The organism is Microvenator marinus (genome assembly GCF_007993755.1).
GTDB classification, from domain to species: Bacteria; Myxococcota_A; Bradymonadia; order Bradymonadales; family Bradymonadaceae; genus Allomicrovenator; species Allomicrovenator marinus.
Map to the genome: position 1 here is coordinate 5,129,952 of NZ_CP042467.1, position 20,953 is coordinate 5,150,904.

The following is a 20,953-nucleotide window of genomic DNA, read 5'->3' on the forward strand; positions in this document are numbered from 1 at the left end:
GTTCGTACAATTTGAGTGCCGTCTAAAGTGGTTCGAAGAACACTGCCACGGCGTCTCTCACAAGCCTAATTCATCACCCAGACGGAAGCTAAATCGAGATGGATCGCCTAACTTTGATTGAGCACTACATCGCCGAGTTGGAGTCAAGCCCCTACTCACTCAACCCAGCAGCACGGCTCGCACAGATCTCTGGAGATCAAATCGCCGACGTAGTGACGCGATTGGAAAGTGCATCTGCAGATCTTGGTGCAAGTGAGGATGGTGCACGCTTCATTTTGGAGGCTAGCGCGCTCGCTCTTTTCCATGAGCGGAATCTTGAGCGTGCATCCGCGCTTCTGGACCGCGCACTGAGCGCGGGTAGCAACACTCCGAGTGCTCCAGAGGTTAAGTTGCTTGCGCTCGCCGCAGCGAACGATGTGGAAGGGCTCTACGAGTTCTTTGGCCAGAGTGTTGAGAATCTTCCAGATTCGCAGTCCAAGAGTCGACTCTACTACCGTATGGGTCAACTGCTCGAATTCCTTTTCGAGGATTTGGACGAAGCTAAGAACGCCTACGTCTGGGCCCATGACCTCGACGCAACGAACCTTGCCGCGCTTTGGGGGCGGCAAGACGTGGCGCTCAAGGCTGAGGACTACGGTACCTATGCTGAGTTGCTCTACAACGAAGTCAACTCGGCAACAGATGTCTATCGGCAGCTAGATGCTCTGGTGGAACTGGGCGAGATGTATCGGACACACTTGCAGGAGCCCGAAGCGGCTGCGCAATGTTTTGCTAGTGTCTTTGAGGCAGATCCGGGCAATGAACGCGCTCGCTCTGGTCTTCTGGCACTAGGCTACGATCTTCCCGAGGGCGGTGAGTCGGAAGGCGCCGAAGAGGAGGGCGAGGAAGCTCTTGCTGAGCCCCAATCAGTTGAGTTGTCTGTTGATGAGTTGAGCTCTGTCGATGAGTTGAGCTCTGTCGATGAGTTGAGCTCTGTCGATGAGTTGAGCTCTGTCGATGAGTTGAGCTCTGTTGATGAGGTGAGCGCCGCAGAAGATCTAGCCGCTGAAGGTTCGGACGCCGAAGAGTCGGAGGAAGTGGCAGAGGAGCCAGCGGGCCTTGGCGAAAGTGACGACGTCATCTCCGCACCCGAAGACCTCGACGCCCCTGATTTTGATCTCGGGGATGAGAGCGAAGCGTCTGAAGCAACTGAAATGGCCGAGTCGGAAGTCTCCGAAGTGGAGGACGTGTCTGGCGAAGAGAGCGATGTGGTGGCTGAAGAAGCCGAAGAGTCTGAAGACTCGGCACCTGCGGTGGCAGCAAGAGCTGGTGGCTCTTGGCGTGAGCGCATGCATGCCATCCTTCAGAACGCTTCATCGAAAGACGGAGATGCGGCACTGCAAGACGTTGTGCGTGCGGCTAGACTTCAAGCGCGCCACAACGAGTCCAAGGATGATGCCATTCGCGTATGGCGAGAGGCGATTGCCTTGGGGATCGAGGCGGATTTCCACACTTGGACGCATTTCTTGTTTGATGCAAACGTGTTGGAATCCGTCTTAGATGAGATTGAGTCGGACGCCTTGAGGGCGAAGATTGCGTTTGTGGACCTGCGTAAAGATCCAGGTGCTGCTGGCGCTGAGTGGCAGACTGACCTCGAAGAAGGGCGGGAGAATTGGCGTAAATTCCAACGCACGCTCGAGGGCCGTTGGGCAGACCTGGACAAGGACGAGCAAGCTCAACGAGTTTATATGCGCATGGCGGACGTCGCCGCTGCGATGGACGATAGCGACAAAGAGATGGATGCGCTTCGTCGACTCGACCGTCAGCTTAAGGACGATCGTGTCAGCCGGTATAGGCTTCAAGAGATCTATAAGAAGACCGAAAAATGGCCCATGTACGTGGACCTTTTGAAGACTGAGGCTGCTGAAGAAGAGGATACAGCTGAGAAGATCGACATCCTTGAAGAAATGGTCAGCGTGTATCGCGACCACATGAATCACGACATGATGGTCGTGAACACCTACAAAGAGATTTTAGACCTTGAGCCAGCCAATATCCCCGCGCTGGATGCTTTGGTTAGCCTCTACGACAAGCTCAATCGTTCAACTGAGTTGATCAATACGCTTCAAACCAAGGCTGAGTTGGTTGAAACCACCGCCGACAAGGTCGAGATTCACAGCCAGATTGCTAAGCTCTTCTTGGAGAAGTTCAGAAATCAGGCCGAGGCGATCAAATCTTACGAAACAGTGCTTGAGCTCGACCCGGTCAATGCGGACGCCATCGAGTTCCTCAAGGAAATGTACGAGAAGCGTCGTGAATGGGATAAGCTCATCGAGGTTCACCGTCGTGAAATCGACCAGTTTGAGAGTGATGCGGAAAAGGCCCAGGGCTTGAAACTTGTTGCGGAGCTCGCGACTGACAAACTTCGAAAGCCCGACGTGGCGGCTGAGCTCTGGATCGAAGTTAGAAAATATGCGCCGGAAGATCCTGAGGCGCTGGAATCTCTTGAAAAGCTCTACGAAAAGACCAAAGAATACGAGGCACTCGCTGATATCCTTGAGGTCAAGGCAAGACTTGAGTCAGACCCGGAGGCAAAGCTCAAACTCCTTGGTAAACTCGCACCGCTTTATTCGGATCGCCTCGAAAACACCGAAGGCGCGATTGCCGCTTGGCGTGTAGCACTTGAGCTTGCACCGGACGACTTGAAGGCTCGCAAGTCTCTCGAGCGGCTCTTCATCGATAATCAGAGGTGGGATGATCTCGAAAGCTTCTACGCAGAGTCAGACTCGTGGGCGGAGCTCGTTCGACTTCTTGAGACTCTAGCCAATACGGTGAAGGAGGAAGAGACCAAAGTTGAGCTCTTGCTTCGTGCTGCTCGTGTGTGGCGAGAGGAATTGGAAGACACGTCTCGCGCCGAACGTGACTTGGACCGCGTGCTTCAGATCGACGCTCAGAACGTGGGAGCAGCCGAGCTCCTCGAGCCGATCTATTCAGAAGCTGAGGAGTGGGAAAAGCTGAAAAACGTGTGTGAGGTAATCCTCGCTCATCGTGGCGAAGTGGCCGATCGGCAGGAGTACCAGCTCAAGCTTGCGAAACTCTATGAGGATAAACTTGATTCGGTCTCCAATGCGTTTGCTTGGTTCGCTGCTGCATTCCGTGAGAGCCCGAACTCTGAAAGCCTTGCAGGTGAGCTTGAGAGAACTGCCGGATTGGCTGACCAATGGCCTGCTGTGGTTGGAGTTTACGAGATTGCTCTCGAGGAAGAACTTGAGACGAGCGAGCTTCGCGATCTCAAGCTGCGTTTGGGACGGGTTCTATCAGAAGAACTGGACCGTCTTGACGAAGCGCTCGAGTACTTCGGTTCGGTAGTTGCCGAAGAGCCCGAGAATCAGGTGGCCCTCAAGGCGATGGCAGACATCTATCAACGCAGTTCGCGTTGGGATGATCTGATGGGAATCTATCAGCGTCAGATCGAGCTTACAGATACGCCTTCAGAGCGCGTCGAGATTCTAAGTGGGATGGCATTGATCGCCGAAAATCAGGCGATGGATAAGAAAGGAGCCATTAAGCAATACCTGGAGGCGCTTGCGATCGATCCGAACTACGAGCCGGGTCTCCAGCAACTACACAGGCTCTATCGTGAAGAAGGCGAATGGGAGAACCTCGCTGGCATCATCCGTCGTGAGATTGCTCTTTTGGAGTCGGCCGCGGCCGACCGTCAGGATTCCAAGCCGCTGGTTTCTCGCCCTGAGGCCCTCTTAGGCGAAGAAGTTTCTGAGGCCGAAGAAGAGGTGGTGGAAGTTGCAGGGGCGTATACTGAAGATGAAATCGAGAGATTGGTTTCCCTTCGATACGAACTCGGTACGGTTTGCAAAGAATTCTTGAATGAGCCCAAAGACGCCATCGAGAACCTCGGCCGTGCCCTTGCTTGGGAGCCGAACCATAGAGAGGCTTCTCATGCTCTGGAAGCGTACCTAGACGAAGCCGAGTATTCACTGGAAGTGGCCAAGATCCTTGAGCCAGCTTACGAAGTGCACGGCGATTGGGAAAAGTACATTCAAGTGCTTGAGGTGCAGATTGAAGGCGCAGACGAGCAATTAGCCTGCAGGCTGATCCGTCGCGTTGCCGATACGTATCTGAACGAATTGGGGCAGCCAGCTGAGAGTTTCTCGGGCTTCGGTCGGCTTCTTCGCATGAAGCCGGAAGATGCTGCGGCTCAAAACGAGCTTGTTAGAATCGCCGATGCCCTGGATGCCTGGGAAGACTTGGTAGGTCTTTACGAAGATATCGTTGGCGGATTGTCCGATGAGAAACTGAAGCGGCATTACCACTACAGTATCGCGGAGATTTACGCAGAGCGTTTGCACGACGCAGACCGCGCTCAAAGCAATTATGAAGCTGTCTTGGAGATTGATCCTGAAGCGCTGGATGCTCTCGATGATCTTGAGCAACTCTTCACGCGTACTGAGAATTGGGATGCGTTGCGTGGCGTGTTGGAGCGGGAGCTGGAACTCGCGGAGAGTGCCGATGAGCGCGAGACACTGAGAACTCGCATCGGTCTCATCTGGGAAGAGAAGCTCGAAGATCGAGCCCAGGCGATTTCAATCTATTCGTCGATCTTGGAGGACAATCCGTCCAACCTCGAAGCGATTGAGTCGGTGAACCGTCTCTATGCCGCCGAAGGCAAATGGGACGACCTCGCGGCGAGTTTGCGGCGTGAGCTTGCCCTTGTGGATGGTGATGCCGTCAACGGTGTTAAGAATCGCCTGGCAAGCGTCCTGGAAACGCATTTGAACGAATACGAACAGGCAACTGATCTCTACGAGGAGGTTGTCGATAGTGATGAGGAAGATTCAGTGGCTCTCGCAGCGCTAGAAAGACTCCTCCACGATCCTCAGGCGCCACAATATCGAATCAGCGAAATTGTTGAGCCGCTCTATCTCGATCGCGATGAATGGACGAAACTCATCGGAGCTCTGGAGGTTCGCGCGAAGTCGACTCAGGATGCAGAAGAGCGAGTCTCCATTCTGACCCGCATCGCGGCGATGTACGAGATTCGTTCACAGGATCCTGCCGAAGCCTTCATGACCTATGCCCGCGCATTGCATGAAGGCGTTGAGCATCAGCCGACTTACGATTCTCTCTACAGACTGGCCGATTCCTTGGGCGGTTACGAGGCGCTTGTAGAGGTCTTTGAACGCGAGTCTGAGGTTCAGGAATCGCCAGATATCAAGCGCTCTCTATTGCGACGAGCAGCGACGATCTATCGCGACAAACTCGGTGAAATCGACTCAGCGACGGCTCGACTTCACGAGGTTCTGGAGATTTTCCCGAGCGATATTGAGTCGGTTGAAGAACTCGAGACTCTTTATCGTAACGCTCAGAATTGGGACCAGTTGGTCCCTATCTTGACGCACAAATCGGACCTCGTAGATGAAGTCGAGGCAAAGCGCGATCTTCTGCGCCAGGCCGGATTGATGCTCGAGGAGTTTTTGGAGCGTCCGGAAGAAGCGATCGAGGTTTATCAACGTGCCCTCGAGGTAGATCCAGAGGATCTACACAGTATCGGGCGACTTGAGGTGCTCTATCGTGACCTCGAGGCCTGGGAAGATTTGCTCAAGATCTACGACCGCAAGGTCGAACTCTTGGGTGAAGGGTCAGAAGAGCGCAAGGACCTTTACTACGCGATGGCTGATATTCATCGAAATGCGTTGAGTCAGCCGCATGAAGCAATCGACGTACTTCGAAAGGTCTTGGAGATCGAAGCAACAGAAGTCAACGCGTGGGTCCAGCTCGACGAGCTCTATGAGCAGACCGAGCAGTGGAACGAATTGCTCGAGACGCTGGAAGCGGAGTTGATGCTCGTTTCGACTCAAGACGAGTCAAACAATGTTCGCTACCGCATCGGACGTCTCTGGGAGACGCACCTTTTTGATATTCCGAAGGCGATTGAGACTTACCGAGAGGTTTTGAGTTCTGATGCTTCGCATGAGGCGACGACTCAGGCGCTCGAGGGTCTGATTTCGCAGGGCGAGAATGCGGCGATGGCCGGTGAAGTCCTTGAGCCGATCTACCGAGACTCTGGAGAGTGGAATAAGTTGATTCACGTCTGGAGGCTCCTCATTGAAGCGAGCGAAGATGTTGAGAGAAAGCTCGGTCTTTACAACGAGATTGGGTCGATCTTTGAGCACAAACTCTATGATTCGGTGTCCGCGTTCGAGACCTATGCAGAGGCCCTCAAGGTAGACGCTGGTCGAGCAGACGTTCTAAACACGCTCGAGAGGCTAGCGGCGGAATTGGAGATTTGGCCCGAGTACATTGAGCAACTCGACGCACGCATTGAAGACTTGACCGATTTTGATGTGGTTCGAAATCTCCAGGTAAGAATTGCCCGCGTTTATGAAGAGGAACTCCACTCACCTCAAGAGGCTATCGCAAGATTCAGAAAGGTCCTCGAAGGTGATCCGTCTGATGACGCCGCGATCGCCGCACTGGACCGTTTGTACCAGCGCGAAGGAGAGTGGGCTCATCTTGCTGAGATTCTCCAAACTCGCATCATGAATTCGCAGGACCCAGACGAAGTGCTCGGCTTGAGACTTCGACTTGGCCAGCTCTATCAAAGCGCTCTAGAAGATGAGAACGGCGCGCTCGAAGTCTATCAGACGATCCTCATGGAGGATCCTGAGAACCCGAATGCTATCGCATCGCTTGAGCAGATGTTCATGTCTGGTCAGGCAGTCAATCAGGTAGCGGGTATTCTTGAGCCTTATTATTCGTCACGCGGGCAGCACTCCAAGCTTGTGGAGATCTACGTTCAGCGGCTTGAAATGCTTGACGAGCCCGAAGAGCGTTATGACGTATGGATGCTCGTTGCTCGGACATTCCTTGAGGAGTTGGGGGATTCCGAGAGTGCCCTTGCTTCCTACGGAAAGGCACTCGGCGAGAAGCCAAGCGAAGAGTCGGTAATTTCAGAAATCGTTCGCCTTTCGGGCGAAACCGACAACTGGCAAGCCGGTGCACAGCTATTGATCGAGGCGCTCGATAGCCCTCAGATCGATGAAGAATCTTCGGCTGCGATCTTCTTGGCACTCGCAAAAATTTACGACACTGAGCTCGGCTTTATGGATCGCGCGGAGCAGGCTTACCTGAACGTGCTCTCTCTCGACTCGACCAACGTTGAGTCACTTCGAGCCTTGGACCGAATCTACGACCACCAGGGTCGTTGGGAAGAGCTATCCGACATCATTTCTCGTCGTATTCAGGCTGTTTACGATGAAGAAGAGATTGTGGAGCTGAACTTCCGTCTTGCTGGCCTCTACCAGACACAGCTTGGTGATTTGGATTCGTCCATTTCAACCTACGAGACGATTCTGGATATCCAGCCTGGTCATGTTGAGTCGTTGATGCGACTTCAACAAATCTTCTATCAGTTGGAGCGTTGGGAGTCCCTCTACGATGTCCTCGGTCGATATGCGGAAGCTATCGATGATCCCGAGGACCGTGCGGACACCTACACCAAGATGGCTCAAATCTCGGAGGCGATGTTGAATCGACCCGAGGATTCTGTGGATCTTTGGAATCAGGTGCTTCAACTCCGAGATGACGATGTGGAGGCGTTGCAGCAACTCAGAAAGCTCTATCTCGACCAAGAGCGATGGACCGACCTGGTCGGTGTGTTGGAGCGCGAAGTTGAGTTGACGCTGATTCCAGAAGACCAACTTCCTCTCTACGAGAGCCTCGGTGTGATCTGGGCCGATAAGCTTGGAAATGAAGGGCAATCCCTGGAGTGCTGGAAGGCTGTTCTGGAGATTGACTCAACACATCTTGGTGCATTGGAGTCGCTCAGAGATCTCTATGAGCGCAACTCCGACCACGTCGAGTTGATGGACGTTGATTATCGACTTCTTCAACATCCCGAGGTGGATAGCGAGATGAAGCTCGCTCTTTGGGAGCAAGTGGGTGAGGTACAGGGCGACGTCCTGATGCAGACCGAGAAGGCGATCGAGGCGTGGAAGCACGTACTTGCGTACTCGCCTGGCCATGAGCGGGCCTTGGATAGTCTTGAGCGTCTTTATCTGGACGCGGCAGAATGGGAGGCAGCAGCTGAAGTTCTCGAGATGAAGCTCGACCATATTTCGATGGCTCACGAGCGAATCGAACTCTTGCTTCGCATCGCCGATATTTGGGAAACCAAAATCGTTGAGAACCACCGTGCGGCGTCGTTCTACGAGCAGATCTTGCAGGTCGCTCCGACGAACGAGCAGGCTGGTACAGCGCTCGAGAATATCTACCGAACCCAGGGGACGGTGGATTCGTATCAGGCGCTCGCTACCCTTTATCTAGACCGTGCCGACCACAACTCGGATGACCCAGAGCTCTTCTTGACTTCACGACGTGCTTCGGCGCGCGTGTTTGAACAGCACTTGGGGCAGCTCGAAGGGGCGTTCTTAGTGCTCGTCACAGCTTTCCGGGCTGACACCATTGATGACGAGAGCCTCCTCGACGATTTGGAGCGATTAGCTAGTCAGACCGGTCAGTGGGCCGACTTGGTTGGCGAATGTCAGAAGGTCCTTAGCGAATTGCCTGACTCGCCGGACGCATCCGATTTGCACCAGCGTGTCGGCTTGTGGTTGGCCGAGCATCTCAATCAACTTGATGATGCGGTCTACCATTATCAGCGCGCTCTCATGCTTGAGCCTGATAGCGTTGAGATCATGGACCGTCTCGAGAATCTCTATCGGCAGATTTCGGCATGGCCAGAATTGGCGATGATCCTGAAACAACGCGTTGAACTCACCACGGACCCAGACGAGCAGATGGAGATCTGGCGAAAATTGGGTGAGCTCTTCGAGATGCAGATGGGGCAGGTGGACGAAGCTATCGAGTCCTATCGTGAGATTCTGCGAATCGATCCAGCAGACCTTCTGGCGATCGAGAGCTTGGAGCGAATCTTCGAAGCATATGATCGTTGGGAATCTCTGATCGAGATTCTCAATCAGAAGGCCAGCGCCACTTACGACCCAGACGAGATCGTGGAAATTCGATTCCGTGTCGCTCAGATTTGGGAAGATCGATTGGGCAATACTGATGAGGCGATTGCGACCTATCAGCAGGTGATTGAAACCGACCAATCGCATTCGCCGTCTTTGGCACAATTGGAGCGCCTCTATCTAGCACGCGGCACTTGGAACGAGCTTTTGGGAGTCTACGAGCAGCAGCTCCAACTCACCCACGAGCCCGACGAGCAGGTTGCGATATACGGCAAAATGGCATCGCTCCAGGAGACACAATTCGATGACCTGAACAGCGCTGTCGAGTCGTACAATAACATCTTGACGGTCTCGCCTGATCACCTTGGGGCCATCACAAACCTCGAGCGTTTGTACCGTGGTCAAGAGAACTGGTTTGACCTGGCAGAGATTCTACTTCGACACGCTGATGTTGCGCAGGACGCTCAGACTCAGGCTCACGTGTTGAATGAACTGGGTATCGTGCAGCGTGACCAGATCCAAGACCCGAATGCTGCTATCGAGGCATTTACGCGTTCGACTGGGGCACTTCGTGCGCAGCCAGATGTCTGGCTCAGCCTGGCAAACCTCTATGATGAGACCGCAAACTGGTACAGCGCCATTCCAGCGCTTCAGGAGGTCGTTGAGCTCTCGTCAGACAACGAGATTAAGGTCGATACACTCAATCGAATCGGCTTCATGTACGAAGCTAATTTGCAAGACGATGAAGAAGCTGAGAACGCGTACAATAAGGCCCTTCATCTTGCACCCGCGCATGAGCCGAGCATTCTCGCGCTCAGGGATCTCTTCCAACGTCGAGGTGACGCGCAAGGTGTGATTCGTGTGCTCAAGCAGGCGGAAGATGTCTCGCGTGATCTTAGCAAGAAGGCGGATTACCTCTGTCAGATCGGTAAAGTTTACGAATCCCAACTCAATGATTCAGTCTCCGCGACACACTACTTTGAGCAGGCACTCGAGAACGATCCGTCAATCTTGGAGGCCGCGCGTCCTTTGATCGACATGTACATGGCCGAGAAGAGATGGGAGAGGGCACATCCGCTCCTGGAGCAGGTGCTCAACAATCGGCAGGCTATTGATGCAGAAGAGTCGCATCGACGTTCGGTTCAGATGGCCAGAGTGTCCATGGAGCTCGGTCAGGGCGAGCGTGCGCTTCAAGCGTATCGTGATGCCTATGAGATGGATCCAACCGATACCGAGACGTTGAAGGGGCTCAGCGAACTGCTATACCGTCGCGGTGAGTGGGAGCAATCCTTCAAGATATTCCAAGCCCTTACCTTCAATCACGCTGCGTCGTTGGACGCCGATGACCTCCGAGATATCTACTTCAAATCGGGTGATATCAAGCAGCGCGTTGGTGAACGGCGTAAAGCCATCCAAATGTATCAGAAGGCGCTCGAATACGATCCGCAGCACTCTGCAAGTTTGCACGCTTTGGTGGAATCGTTCGAGGCTGAGCAGAACTGGCAAGAGGTCATTAACACTCTGCGGTACCTCCTGCAGTCTGAGCGCGAAGACACGGTGCGATTTGCGCATCTGTCTAGAATTGGAGACATCTGGCTCCAGCAGCTCAGCCAGAGTGGGCCAGCGACTGAGGCCTATCTTGAGGCGCTTGATGTAGATCCTGAATCGGCGCTCATCTTGCGCAAGCTTCTCGACATCTACACCAAGACCTCGCAGTGGCCTGAGGCCGTGGACATGTTGCGCCGACTCATCGAGCGAGAGCAAGACGCTGCGCGACGTAGCAAGTACCTCTACACAGTTGGTGTGATTCTTCGCGATGAGATCCGCGACCGAAATGGGGCAGTCGAGGCATTCGACGCTGCTCTCGATTCCGACGTCAAGATGCTCAAGGCCTTTGAGGCAATCGATAGATTGTTGACCGAGGACAAGGAGTGGAAGGAGCTCGAGAGAGCCTACCGCCGAATGTTGCGACGTGTGGTCGAGAACGACGACGGAACTATGGAGAACATCAAGCTCTTGCTATGGCAAAGTCTTGGTGAGATCTACCGTAGCCGTCTTGGGCAGCTTAAGAGCGCCATTCAGGCCTTCGAAACCGCTGTCTCTCTTAAGCCCGAAGACGAAAGGATTCGCCTGATTCTTGCCGAGCTCTATGACCGCGGCGACGACAATCCAGACGGAGCGATCACTCAACACAAAGAACTCATCAAGATCGATGCGTTCCGAATCGAGAGCTATCGCGCCCTTTGGAAGGCCTACATGCAGAAGAAGGAGTACGACAAGGCCTGGTGTATGGCTGGTGCGTTGAGCTTCCTTCAGAACGCAAATGAGCAAGAGGAGAAGTTCTATCGCCAATATCTAGGTCAGAACCTCAAGTTGGCGAATCGGCAGTTCAACCAGGAAATGCTCAAGCTCATCTATCATCCGAAGCAAGACATGCTGATGACCTTCATCATGGCGCGTCTCGGGATTGGGTTGAGGCAGTTCTACGCCCGTGACATCAAGGATTGGAAGCTTCATAAGAAGAAGGATATCTTGAGTCAGGACGAGCAGCTGATGTTCACGAAGATCTATCGCTACTCGGCTCAGACCCAGGCGATCATGCCAGCTCCGACGCTCTACCTGCATCGTGAGCAGGCGCTCGGAATGCGCAATGCCAATGTTGATCCGGCGGCATTCGTGATCGGCGGCGATATGATGCAAGGCAAGTCGGACCGTGAACTTGCGTTCACGATTTCGCGAAACTTGTGTCTCTTGAGACCAGAACACTACCTTGCGTCTCTTTCGTACCCAACCGAGTTCCTTCGTGCGTTCTTCATGGCGATGATGCACGTGACCGACCCATCACTGAATATCGCTTCGACATTCGATGAGTCCGGGCACGCAATCGTAAAGGAAATCCAAAGAATGCCTGCTCCAATCCTTATGGAGACTGGCAAGCTCATGAAGTCCTACCTCCAGAAGAACGAGAATCCGAACCTCTCGGATTGGCTCACTCAGGTTGATCATACATCAACCAGAATGGGGCTCTTGCTCTGCGGCGATATTCACCAAGCAGCGACCTGCATCAAGAACGATGTCAACGCGATTGGCAAAGCGAGCGTAAAGGACAAGATTCGCGAGATGGTGCTCTTCTCCATCAGTGATGAATACTTCCAACTTCGTCAAGAGCTTGGGCTCTCGATTGAGAACCGCTAATTCTTCATGCTCACAGTCTGTCCGACCCCGATAGGCAACCTGGGCGACGTCACGTCGCGCCAGGTTGCTGCGCTTCGCGCTGCGCACACCATTGCTTGCGAGGATACCCGTGTTACGGGGAAGCTCTTGCAGCTAATCGGAATCCAGCGAGAGAATGGTCGACCCCGCCTCGTGAGCAATCATGACCACAATGAGAGTGCGAGAGTTGAAGAACTCATCGCATTGATGGAGAGCGGGGAAAGTGTGGTCTTGGTGAGTGATGCAGGTACACCCGGAGTTGCTGACCCCGGGTTTCGCTTGATTTCCGCAGCGCAAGACCGTGGAATTCGTGTGGACGTGTTACCTGGCGCGTGTGCGGCAATTGTTGGCCTTGTAGCTTCCGGGTTTCCGAGTGACCGATTTGAGTTTCGTGGTTTTCTATCGCCAAAATCACAGGCGCGACGAGCGGAATTGGAATCGTGGCAAGGTGGAACCTTAGTTCTCTATGAGTCTCCACAACGACTCAAGAGCCTTCTGGAGGATGTTTCCGACGTTTGTGGGGACTCTATGGTGTTTGTGGGGCGCGAGCTCACAAAGCTACATGAGGAGCATCTACGGGGCAATTCTGCCGAGGTCTTGGCCAAAGTGGCCGCAAAGACGATCAAGGGTGAGTGCGTTGTGGTTCTGCATGCGCCTTACAAGGAACAGGACGATGCTTTGGGACGAAAGCTCGTGGCAGAGTTGGTCAGCGCCGGACTGGCCCCGCAGGCTATCAAGACGATTGTCTCCCAGACACTAGGTGTTCAGAAGTCGCTGGTATATTCCTGGATAGAAGACCAGAAATAGTCGTTTAGAACTGGAGGGCTGCGGTCAGGAAGATGGACCAGATATTGTTTTCCTGAATGCGGAAGCGGTTGCCGGTCTGGTCGTACGTCGGGTTGAAGACCGGGTTCTTCTCGATCGTTGCGTCCGCGCCTTCGAGGTCGACCGTGTCGTCAGGAGACGATTCAAGCGCGTCATCAGCGTCACGCCCTGTCCGTGCATTGGAGAGGAAGTGCTCTTGGTTATGCGTAAGAGCCACGTTGCCCTTAAGCTGGAAGTACTTCGTAGGCTGGAGATAGACGCCGAGCATGCCCGTAAATGACGCGTAGCTCTCAACCGTCATGATGCCATCGGTGTTCCATGCCGAGGTGTCGCCGAGCGCTTCACCGAGATTATAAATCGGCACCGGGTCGGCGTTGGAGGGCTGACGCACGATCCACGAGCAGGCGACATCATCCAGGTTTGAAAGTTGCCCCTGGTCGTCGAACTGAGGCAACACATCCCCAAGAGTCTTGCCGTTACATGAACTGTTGGTCATGTGGTCGAAGAGTTGAGTGTAGTTTCGACCTTCGCTTGTGTAACCGAAGGTAAATCTAAGGTCGATTCCGTAGCGCGCGCCTGTCTCAGTATTCTCATGAGGAATGAATTCCGTTCCGACCGTAATATTTCCACGCTGGGGAGGATTTGCGAAAACCTGCCCTTGGTTGTTTTTGTCGACGCGTTGAATGGGCGAGTCGGTGGCTGCGAAGGGGAGGAAGTATTGCAGGCCGAAATAGGGCTCGATCCAGTTGAAGCGCTTCGAAGAAGCAATTCTCCAGCTCAACTCGTGCATTCCCTCGCCAACATTCTTATTGCCGGCAGCTTTGACGGGCGCGATAGGCATCTTGTACGCCATGCCGAAGAGCAGCTTCGCCTTGGTGTCGTCACGCTCATCGTTGAACGGCGCCCATTCGAGCGAAATCGAAGGGTCGGCAAAGCCCGACCGCTCGTACTCCGACCCATTTACATCAAAGAAACGGTTGCCGTTGAAGGTCGAGAGGTTGGAGACGTGTTGTGCTTGCGTGTCCCCGGAATTGAATTGCCGAGCCGATGCTCCAATGACCTCGTCTGTCGGATCAACGGATGAATTCGCGGCAGTAACGCCCGCGGCGTAGTTCATTCCGGCAACGCTCGAGAACACGTAAGGGACGCGAAGTCTGAACTCCAAATCCTTGTAGATACCGGCCCGAAGATCGATATCAATCGCCGTGGTTTGACGGCTAAAATCGAGCTCTTTATTGGAGATGATTCTAGGTTCCGCACAGCGTCCGCGGTCTACGATGAGCCGAGGGTTGTTTTGTGCGGCATCACCGATCAGGCTTGCATCACTTGGTACGCACGCGGTTTCTCTCGATATGGTCGCGGATTCAAATTCCATACGCACCCGCGTTTCGAGATTAAAATCGAAAGGGTCGTAGGTTTCCTCAATCAGATCGTCGTGATCGTCGGCTGCATCGAGCAGATTTGTGAAATCCGCAGCTGTGGCTGGGTTCCCGACAAAAAGAGAAGCGCCCAGTAGGGCCCCGAGAAAATATTGGTAACGCGTGCGCATTATGTCTCCGTGGTCTTGAATCGTTTTACTCGAGAACTCAAGGGAGGCACCGAGTATGTTGGCGTTCAAGAGACTGGTGAAACTTGCCGAATAGCTAGCAGCAGCGCGCTCAGAGTGTCAAGCCCGACCTGCACAACGAAAAAACCCTGACATGAATGTCTTTATGTCAAGATTTTGGCTTGCAAGTGTGCTATTATCATGTAAAACACGCTTCACAAGACGCTCGTTGGTTTTCGTTTGTTTAGAGGGATACGCGCATGAAATCGCCTGGAACACAGCTCAGAGAAGCCCGAAAAAGTCGGGGACTGTCCATAGCTGAGGCGGCGTCTCTGACGCGCATACCCAAGACATTGCTGGAAAATCTCGAGGCGGACAGCGTTGACGAGTTTCAGGCTGATGTTTTTCTATTCGGCCATATCCGAAACTACGCACGCGAGGTTGGGTTGGACGGAGACGCGTTGGTCCGCCAATTCGAAAGACGAAATGCATCTTCAGCTTCGTCGAGCAGTCTCCCAAAACTACCCGCAGAACCTACTCGAACTCCGGCAAAGCGCTCCAAGCGCCCTGTGAGTCGGCCACAAGTTAAGCCAACCCACATGTTTGCAATCGTGTTGGTATTGGCTGGTCTTGGGATATTTGCATCCCTGCTTTCTAGCGGTAGAGCCACGGCGAAGGACCCAGCGCAGTTCCCTGAAGCGCAAGAGTCTGAGTGGGAGCTTGAGCAAGACGCTCAGGACACCCGTTGGTTGCTTGAGCAGCCTGAAGGCGAGTAACCCCTCCATAGCTTTTATTGAAGAGCCATCATGGAACGAGAAGCACAGAAGGTTCTCGTATCTTCGATCCGTAGACTGATCAGGGCGGAACAGATCCCTCAATTGAAACGGGTTGTAGCCAAGACACACTCTGCAGATCTTGCTGCATGTTTCGGTGCCCTGACCATTGGCCAACAGCTGACGGTCCTTAGACATGTGCCTACCGACGCCGCAAGAGGGGACATCTTAAGTGAGCTCGAGCCGTCGATTCTTAGCAATCTTATTGAGGAGGTGCCGGACACGGAGCTGAGTGCGATCTTGAGCGAGATGCCCAACGACGACACAAACTACGTGCTCCAGGTGCTCGACGACGACCGCAGCGCTCTACTTCTCGAAGCCATGTCGGACGAGCACCAATCTGAGGCCACCTCCATACTCGCCTACGAGAGCGATTCGGCGGGCGCCCTCATGGTCACAGACTTCTTGGCCTTTCATCAGGAAGTGACGGCGGGTGAAGCCGTTCGTGTGATCCAGGAGGGGGCTGACGACGCCGAGATCGTTTTCTATATCTATGTGACCAACGAAATTGGTCAGTTGGTGGGTGTGACGAGCTTGCGGGAGGTAGTTCAACAACCCACCAAAAAGGCGCTCAAAGAGTTCATGATCCCGGACGTCATCCGAGTGAACGTGGATACGGACCAAGAGGACGTGGCGAAGTTGGTCGCGAAGTACAACCTCCTCGCTTTACCCGTGGTTGAAGGGGCGAACGAATTGGTAGGTGTAGTCACGGTGGATGACATCATTGACGTCATTCGCCACGAGGCCAATGAAGATATGCTTCGAATGGCGGGGGCGGGGCACGAGCAAGATATCAGTGTCTACCGAAATCCTTGGGAAAACGCTCGTACCCGTCTTCCCTGGCTGGCGTCCGGACTCTTGACCGGCGTAGTCGGCATGCTCGTGATCCACATGTGGTCGCACCTCCTTGACCGTCTAATTCTCTTGGCGGCTTTCTTGCCGCTTCTTTTTGCGCTTTCTCGCAACGTTGGCCTGCAATCGGCGACCATTGTGACCCGTGCCATTGCGATGGGGCAAATTGAGTTCGGCCGCCTGGGAAGGGTGGTTCTTAGGGAGTTTGTCGTAGGGTTGATTTGTGGCGGAGTTTACGGCCTTGTCGCCGGCTTGGTAGCGGCATCCTATAGCTTCTACACCACATCGAGCGTCGAATTGGCGAGCGTCTTTGCGTTGAGTGTGAGCGGCGGGGTAGTAAGCGCGATGTTGGTATCAACGCTCGCTGGAACTGTGCTTCCCCTTCTCTTTGAAAGATGGAAATTGGACCCCGCCACGGTTGGGGGGCCCTTTTTTGCTTCTTCGATGGATGTGATTAGCGCGGCGATCTACCTGGGAATGGCCTCAGCGATACTCGGCTAGAAGGTGACTCTGGTTGAAATTGCTGCTTCAGCATCACCAAATTTTTCGGATACTGTGTTTCCAAAGACCTTAACGATTCCGATGACGAAACAGGCGATGAGGATAAGCAGGATGATGTACTCTGTTGCCGTTGCGCCGTCTTCGTCTGCGTGGAAAGTTGCGATGGTCTGGGCGATGATGTTCTTGGTGGTTGGGTTCGTCATGTCTAGCTCCTCGTTTGGGTCGTCGTTATTGACAAGACCAACACTAGAGCTGGGGTCTGAACACTGAATGACCGGTATGTGAAAGGTAGGGGAATCGAGTTGAAAACAATGTGAAACGCTTCAAGGCTCGAAGAGGTTCAGCTCATTAGCCAAATTTTGCGCTTCGATGATGTTGTCTTCGATGGAGCAGTACGTCCAACCGCCATAGCGCCCTATGGTGTAGACGCCTCTAGACTGAAGGAGTTGCCGTGCTTTGATGACGGCCTCGCGCGAATCGCGATTGATATGCACGTAGGCGGGATTCATGGTCACCGTGTGCCATGAGACGAGCTGATGGTCCTCAACAACGCCGGCACGCCCAAGGTCAACGAGCACGCGTTCTAGTTCGCCTTTGACATCCGGCTTGCTGCCCGACGGCATTCCGATCTCAACGTACAAGCTCATGCGGTCGGAATTGACAATATTGTCGTAGAAGCCCACTCGGTAAAATCGCAGGTCATCGTCGGGATAGTAGATCCAGTGCACTCCTTCGGGGCCTTTGCGGTCGAAGCCAAGGTTGAAGACCAACACTTGATTCTTGGTGAGACACTCAGAGTTCACCGGAAGTTTAGGAGAGGTCATTTGAACGAAATCATCGAAGGGCGCTGATGAAATCAAGTATTCGAACTCGATAGTTCGGCCAGCAGATGTGACCGCCGTTTTTTCGATGAGATCGACCTGTTCCACTCGCTCGTTAAGCGCGATCTTTTGAGGGTCCACTTCGCTAGCCAGGGCATCCACATACATGATGGCGCCGCCCTTGGGATAAGTGAACGTGGCGTTATATGACTGGTTATCCTCGGCCTTCATATTGGCCACGATATCTTTGAGGTCTGCGTGGGGGAAAAACCGCCCCATCGCGTCGGCATCCAGCGTGTCTAGATCGCACGCATAGAGTTTAGTGTTGTAGGGGATGAGGAACTTGTTGGCGATCGCGTGTCCAAACTTCGAGACAAGCATCTCCTTGAACGTCTTGTTTGCACCGTCTTCACGGAAGACCAAGTCGTGCAAGCACTCGATGAAATCTTGGCGTGGGAGTTGGTGGATGTTCTTCTGGAAAGGGAAGTCGATATGGGTTCCCGAGAAGTAGATTTTGGAGGATTTTACCACCGTATCAACTTCCCCAGCGGGCATGCGATCCACCAGGTACTTCTCGATATCAGGCCTTCGAAAATGGAAGAAATGGCCAGAGAAGTCCCAGACGTACCCGTCTTGTTTGATGGTTTTGCACCAACCCCCGATTTCGTCGGACCCGTCCAAAATTAGGTAGTCATCAGAACGAATGAAATTCGCGAAAGCGAGGCCTGTCATGCCTGCGCCAACGATGAGGTACTTTACGCGCATTGGACCGCTTGAGGTTGGAATCACTAGAACTCGAGGCCGAGCTGGATTCCAGCGCGATCTGAGGAGAGGAGAGGAGCAATCGTTGCCGTGGTGCTGCCGTCGTCAGCGATGAAATAGTGGTAGACCAGAATGCCACCACCAGCCGCTAGGAACGCTCCTGAAACTGCGTAGATGGGGGTCAGTCCGCTGATCTTTGAGTCCGTATCATCGAAAGCCTTGTCCCAGTCCGCGCGGTTCCGAGCGTAGAGATCATTGTTCCCATCGCGCAGTGCGTCGGCTTCGATTCTTTGGAATTCGTCGGATTGATCGGAGTAGTCCAAGAAGTAGGTCAGATGAAGGATTCCGGAAACCACAAGACCCGCGGCGCCAACACCGGCAAGCGACCAACCTACGATGGGCAGGACCTCAGTACCGGAGCTAGCTGCTGGGGAAGGGGTCTCGTTTTGATCGTCCGGATTCTTTCTCTTTTCGATGAGATCCTCGAGCTTTCGAAACTTCGCGACCTCGTCATCGTTCTTGATGCCGATGGATCTTGCGGTTGAAATATCGGTCTCAGCCTGAGCTATATCGTTGGCTTGGTATGCTGCATACGCGGCTCGGTACAAACATTCGACGCGCATGAATCGTACGTCTTCGCGATCCGAAACTGACTGACTGGCTTCGTTCGTTTGGTAGTCCTTTCCGTACTGAATGACTTCTTTACAAAGTCCGGCACGGTAATAGGCAACGATCTGATTTTTGAGCAGCGTGATGTCAGGGTAGAGTGCGTAAGCTTCTTTGAACTTCTGAGCAGCTCCGACATAGTCTTCTGCTTGAAAGAGTTGCGAAGCCTCGTTTGCAACTCCCACTGCCTTATCGAGTGAATCTTGCGCGAAGGCAGGCGACGCCCAGAGAAGTGCTACTAGCGCGAAAAATAATAATTTAGTGGACATGTAATACAACCCAGTCACCGAACAAGAAAGTCAGACGGCATTATTGGACCGTCTCCGACTTGGGTCAAGCAAATAGGCTAATTCACTCGCCGGGTGAAAACGATTTGAACTTTGAATCTTCGGGCTTGAGATTCTGGAAGGGCGAGGCCTGAGAGTCTTTGGTGGTCTTGGTTGTTGGCTTCTTTTCGGTTGTATCTGAAACCTTGGTTTTCGTGGTTTTGCGCTTCGTGACCTTCTTAACCGTCTTTTTCTCAACGGGTTTCTCCACCGGCTTCTCAATCGGCTCCTCTACGGGTTTTTCAACAGCAGCGACTTCGTCGGGTTGTGGGTCGACGGGAGCATCATCTTGAAGAGGCGCGCCCTTCTCAACAACTGGCGCTTCTTCCGGGTCAACCGGAGGCTCTTGGGGCGCTTCGAGGTTGGTGTTTGGCTCGACTGGGGCTTCGGCGACGGGCTCCGTCTCTGAAGCACCAGCGTCATCGCTGAGGTCTATCGCGAAATACACGATTAGGGAGACAAGTACGAAGCCCGCAAAGAGTAGCGCACCGAGTACGACACCCTTTTTTCCCCCAACGTCCACATTTGTGGTGAACTGGCCTGGCCGAAGTTCATTGGTCTCCAGGTCTGAAGGCAACTGAACCGTAGCACCGGGCGGCGTGGCAATCGTAGGCTGTGGCGTGGGGGTGCGCGTGAACTCACCGGAGCTCGCGGCAGGCGCAAGCGGTGCAACCTCGGCTGCAGGAGTCATCCCGTTCATGATTTGGTCTAGGTGTTCAGCGAGTTCGCGCCCAGTTTGGAAGCGGTTCTGAGGCTCTTTGTCCAGAAGCTTCATCACCGCTGCCTTGAGCTCCTCAGGCACGTCAAGCCTGCTCATCGGCGGCACGGGCTTGGTCACGTGCATCATGAGCAGGTCAAAGGCAGAGTTCGAGAAGAACGGCAGCCGTCCTTCTAAGAGCTCGTAGAACATCACACCCAACGAATAGAGGTCCGCTGCTGGCGTGACTTGCCTCACAGAGCGAGCCTGCTCGGGGCTCATATACGCAGGGGTTCCGAAGACCTCGCCAGCTTTGGTAATGCGTTGAGATTCCTCAAAGTCGTCGCCCTTCATCATCCGAGCGATACCGAAATCCAGCACCTTAATGGTCTCGCCACCTTGCTCGTTCTTCGCGACCATGATGTTTTCAGGCTTCAAATCTCTGTGAAGAATGCCTTTGTGGTGCGCATGGTCGAGGGCGAGTGCGACCGACTTGATGATGGTGATGGCCTCGGCTGGCGACATCGGGGAGCCGAGCTTTTTGTCGAGCGACACGCCGTCGATGAACTCGATCACCGTGTAGAATGCCTGCAAATCTTCTGAAAATCCGAAGTCAAAGAGCGTGATGCAATTGGGATGATTGAGCTTGGCGATAGCCTTGGCTTCCACCTCAAATCGCTTCTGCAATTCCTCTTGATCCAAAAACGCTGGATGCAGCAGTTTGACCGCGACTTTTCGGTCCACTGTGACCTGTGTGGCCAGCCAAACCGCACCCATACCGCCAGCACCGAGTTCCCGCTCGAGCCTAAACTTCCCCTCGATGATGGTCCCGGATCGGGCTCTAGAGCTCATCTTCGGCCACCGAAATCAACTGGATAAAGATACTTCACGATACAATCAATTCTACGCAGACTTGCTCGTCGGACCATACATCAACACGAT

At 53.7% G+C, this 20,953-nt stretch carries 9 protein-coding genes; 4 read left to right on the forward strand and 5 right to left on the reverse strand.

Annotated features, from left to right (window positions below; all coding sequences use genetic code 11):
- Positions 1–98: 98 nt before the first annotated feature.
- Both FRD01_RS21105 and rsmI read left to right on the forward strand, forming a co-directional pair.
- Positions 99–12,164 carry a tetratricopeptide repeat protein gene (locus FRD01_RS21105; RefSeq protein ID WP_146962923.1) on the forward strand — a complete coding sequence of 4,022 codons (12,066 nt, stop codon included), beginning with the start codon at positions 99–101 and terminating at the stop codon, positions 12,162–12,164.
- A gap of 6 nt (positions 12,165–12,170) precedes the next feature.
- Positions 12,171–12,989, forward strand: coding sequence for a 16S rRNA (cytidine(1402)-2'-O)-methyltransferase (gene rsmI / locus FRD01_RS21110; protein ID WP_146962924.1), 819 nt, complete (start codon positions 12,171–12,173; stop codon positions 12,987–12,989).
- A gap of 4 nt (positions 12,990–12,993) precedes the next feature.
- Here rsmI and FRD01_RS21115 read toward each other — a convergent pair whose 3' ends face one another.
- A complete protein-coding gene (locus FRD01_RS21115) occupies positions 12,994–14,556 on the reverse strand; it encodes a hypothetical protein (RefSeq protein ID WP_146962925.1) in 1,563 nt (520 codons plus the stop codon).
- Between the two features lie 257 nt (positions 14,557–14,813).
- On the opposite strand from FRD01_RS21115, the gene FRD01_RS21120 reads away from it, so the two are divergent.
- Both FRD01_RS21120 and mgtE read left to right on the forward strand, forming a co-directional pair.
- Complete coding sequence (locus FRD01_RS21120) at positions 14,814–15,329, forward strand: helix-turn-helix domain-containing protein (RefSeq protein WP_146962926.1); 516 nt, start codon at positions 14,814–14,816, stop codon at positions 15,327–15,329.
- Positions 15,330–15,359: 30 nt separating this feature from the next.
- The gene (mgtE, locus tag FRD01_RS21125) at positions 15,360–16,739 is read left to right on the forward strand and encodes a magnesium transporter (RefSeq protein ID WP_146962927.1); all 1,380 of its coding nucleotides are present in this window, start codon (positions 15,360–15,362) and stop codon (positions 16,737–16,739) included.
- Here the strand turns inward: mgtE and FRD01_RS21130 are convergent.
- From FRD01_RS21130 to FRD01_RS21145, 4 genes are all read right to left on the reverse strand, one after another.
- Positions 16,736–16,942, reverse strand: a complete 207-nt coding sequence (locus FRD01_RS21130; protein WP_146962928.1) for a Flp family type IVb pilin — start codon at positions 16,940–16,942, stop codon at positions 16,736–16,738. The genes mgtE and FRD01_RS21130 overlap by 4 nt on opposite strands.
- Before the next feature lie 120 nt (positions 16,943–17,062).
- Positions 17,063–18,325: a protoporphyrinogen/coproporphyrinogen oxidase gene (locus FRD01_RS21135; RefSeq protein WP_146962929.1), complete on the reverse strand. Its 1,263-nt coding sequence runs from the start codon at positions 18,323–18,325 to the stop codon at positions 17,063–17,065.
- A 23-nt stretch (positions 18,326–18,348) separates the two neighbouring features.
- Positions 18,349–19,257, reverse strand: coding sequence for a hypothetical protein (locus FRD01_RS21140; protein ID WP_146962930.1), 909 nt, complete (start codon positions 19,255–19,257; stop codon positions 18,349–18,351).
- An 82-nt stretch (positions 19,258–19,339) separates the two neighbouring features.
- Entirely contained in the window at positions 19,340–20,863 is a 1,524-nt protein-coding gene (locus FRD01_RS21145; protein ID WP_146962931.1) for a serine/threonine protein kinase, read from the reverse strand.
- Positions 20,864–20,953 lie beyond the last annotated feature (90 nt).